A 3,186-nucleotide genomic window follows, 5' to 3' on the forward strand; every position below is an offset into this window, starting at 1 on the left:
CCGGGCTTTTTGGAGTTCTGATTGGCACTTGGCTAAGGCGTAAAGACCGAGAAGAAAGTGTGAAAATTTCATGGATGTTCTCCATTGGAATATTAGCCGTTATCCTTGGCCTGATCTGGGATCTTTGTTTCCCTATAAATAAGGCCCTTTGGACCAGCTCATTTGTACTATATGCAGGCGGATTGGCCACCATCGGTCTTGCATTATGTTATTGGCTAATTGATGTACAAGGTTATAAAAAGGGCACAACACCTTTTGTTGTTTATGGAGTCAATGCAATTACAGTCTTTTTTCTTTCCGGACTCATCCCAAGAATATTAACCATGATCACGGTAACCATGCCAGATGGAACCCCAGTTAATTCAAGAATCTGGATGTATGAAACTTTCTATACCCCCTATTTTACACCAGTAAACGCATCACTCGCCGGTGCAATCACATTCATTCTGATATGGCTTGCCATTCTTTGGTGGATGTTTAAACGGAAGATTATAGTGAAAGTTTAATTTAATGCTTAGTTTTGCAAAACCAATTATTTCAAGAATCATATGAGAAAAATGAATAAACTGATTGCCTTTTCAGTAGCGATAGTTATCGCTATAGCTGGAACGGCTAACGCTCAAACAACTGTAAAGAGCAAGACTGGCGCGGCATCCGAGATTATCCCTTTAGATCCGGCAGTAAGAACAGGAAAACTACCAAACGGATTTACGTATTACATCCGTAAAAATGTTGAGCCAAAAAACAGGGTAACATTATACCTTGCCAACAAGATAGGTTCCATTATGGAAAATGACGATCAGCTCGGACTGGCGCATTTTATGGAGCATATGGGCTTTAACGGAACAAAGAATTTTCCGAAAAACGACTTGGTGAATTACCTTCAAAAAACAGGTGTACGCTTTGGGGCCGACCTAAATGCCTATACCAGTTTTGATGAAACTGTGTACCAACTTCCTATTCCATCTGATGATCCTGAGATCCTGAAAAATGGAGTTCAGATTATGCGCGATTGGGCGCAAGATGCAACATTAGATGATGCAGAGATCAATAAAGAACGGGGAGTAGTAATAGAAGAAAAGAGATTAGGAAAAGGTGCTCAGCAGCGTATGCAGGATCAGTATCTTCCAATGCTTTTCAATAACTCCCGTTATTCAAACCGTTTACCAATTGGTACAGAAGAGGTGTTAAAGAATTTTACCCCTGCTACCCTGCGTCAATTTTACGCTGACTGGTACCGCCCAGATCTTCAGGCCCTGATTGTAGTTGGAGATATTGATGTAGCTGCTATGGAACAAACGATCAAAGCAAAATTCTCTGATCTTAAAAAGCCAGCAAAACCACGTTTGCGTACAAAATATTCAATTACATTGCTGAATAAAAATCAGTTTATTACTGTTACTGATAAAGAATTTCCGGTAAGTGTGGCTCAGATCTTAATTAAGCACCCAGAATCAAAACTGATTACTAAAACTGATTACAGAAATAGTATAGTCAGGTCTTTATTCAACCAAATGCTGGGTGCCCGCTTTGCCGATCTAAGCAAGCAGGCAGATCCTCCATTCCTTCAAGGGGGTGCCAATATCAGTCCATTTTTAGCCGGGCTGGATAATTACAGCGCCTTTGTTGTGGCTAAACCAGGCGAAATGGAAAGAGGTTTTAAAGCCGTACTTACTGAAACCGAACGCTTACAACGTTTTGGATTCACACAAACAGAATTAGACCGTGCAAAACAATCCTATTTAACTACTATGGAATCTTCTTTCAAGGAGAAAGATAAAACACCTTCAGCTAGTTTTGTGAACGAATACTTGCGTCATTTTCTTGAAGAAGAGGCTAGTCCGGGTATAGAATATGAGTTTAATATGGCTAACTCTTTAACAGGAGGTATCACTTTGGCTGATCTTAACGGATATTCCAAAAAATATATCACTGATGTAAACCGTGATGTAATCATTATGGGCCCTGAAAAGGATAAAGCTAATTTGCCAGATGAGTCAACTATTGAAAAATGGATCAGCGCAACCAAGCAAAGTAATTTAACTGCTTACGTAGATCAGGTATCTGATAAACCACTCCTGGCAGCTAAACTTACTGGAGGAAAAGTAATTTCTGAATCAAAGACCGCTGAAATTGGTGTTACAGAGCTAAAATTGAGCAATGGCATCAAGGTAATTTTAAAGCCTACAGATTTTAAAAATGATGAAATCAGCTTTTCTGCCTTTAGTCCGGGTGGTACCTCACTATACAGTGACGCAGATTTTCAGTCAGCTTCGTATGCAACTACTATCATAAGAAGTGGCGGTGTTGGCGAGTTCAATTCTGTTCAGCTTCCAAAATTATTGAGTGGTAAGCGTGTTTCTGTAAACCCTTACATTGCAGAAAGATCAGAAGGAATATCAGGAGCAACAACACCAAAAGATCTTGAAACAGCACTTCAACTTACCTATTTGTATTTCACCTCTCCACGTAAAGATGCAGAAACCTTCAAAGGACTGATGGCACAACAGAAAGGTAGTTTGGCAAACAGAGGCAATGATCCAAACAGTGTATTTGCAGATTCATTATCTGCTATTTTAGGCAACTATAATGTTCGCCGTACCGGACCATCTGTAGAAAAACTAAATCAAATCAACCTAGACAGAGCATTTGACATCTACAAGGAACGATTTGCTGATGCAAGTGATTGGACTTTCGTTTTTGTTGGTAATTTCGATGCAGAAAAAATCAAGCCCTTACTGGCGCAGTACTTAGGTTCATTGCCATCAATTAACCGCAAAGAAACTGCAAAAGATCTTGGTATAACTATTCCTGCTGGAAAGATTGATAAAAAGATCTATAAAGGACAAGAACCAAAGGCTAACGTTCGTCTAGTATTTAGTGGCGATTATACCTACAGCGTAAAACACAACAATCAGTTAGATGCTCTAGCTGAAGTATTAACAATCAAACTGATTGAACGTTTGCGTGAAGATGAAGGCGGCGTATATGGTGTTGGTGCGCGTGCATCTTATTCCAAATTTCCAAAAAGCAAATACACCTTCAATATTTCCTTTGGTTGTGCGCCTGAGAATGTTGAAAAACTAATCAGCTCTACATTAGACGAAATTAATAAGATCAAACAGAATGGTGCTCTGAAATTAGATATTGAAAAATTTATTGCTGAAGAGACCCGTTCTACTGAAA

1 protein-coding gene and 1 pseudogene are annotated in these 3,186 nt (G+C 39.3%); both read left to right on the plus strand.

The window, feature by feature from the left end:
- A pseudogene (locus ACIQZ6_RS12540) lies at nt 1-506 on the plus strand (DUF5009 domain-containing protein); the annotation flags it as partial.
- A 51-nt stretch (nt 507-557) separates the two neighbouring features.
- Nucleotides 558-3,186: M16 family metallopeptidase (locus ACIQZ6_RS12545; RefSeq protein ID WP_395811612.1), on the plus strand; the 2,629-nt coding region annotated here is incomplete at its 3' end.

Source organism: Daejeonella sp. (assembly GCF_044348475.1).
Taxonomy (GTDB): Bacteria; Bacteroidota; Bacteroidia; order Sphingobacteriales; family Sphingobacteriaceae; genus Daejeonella.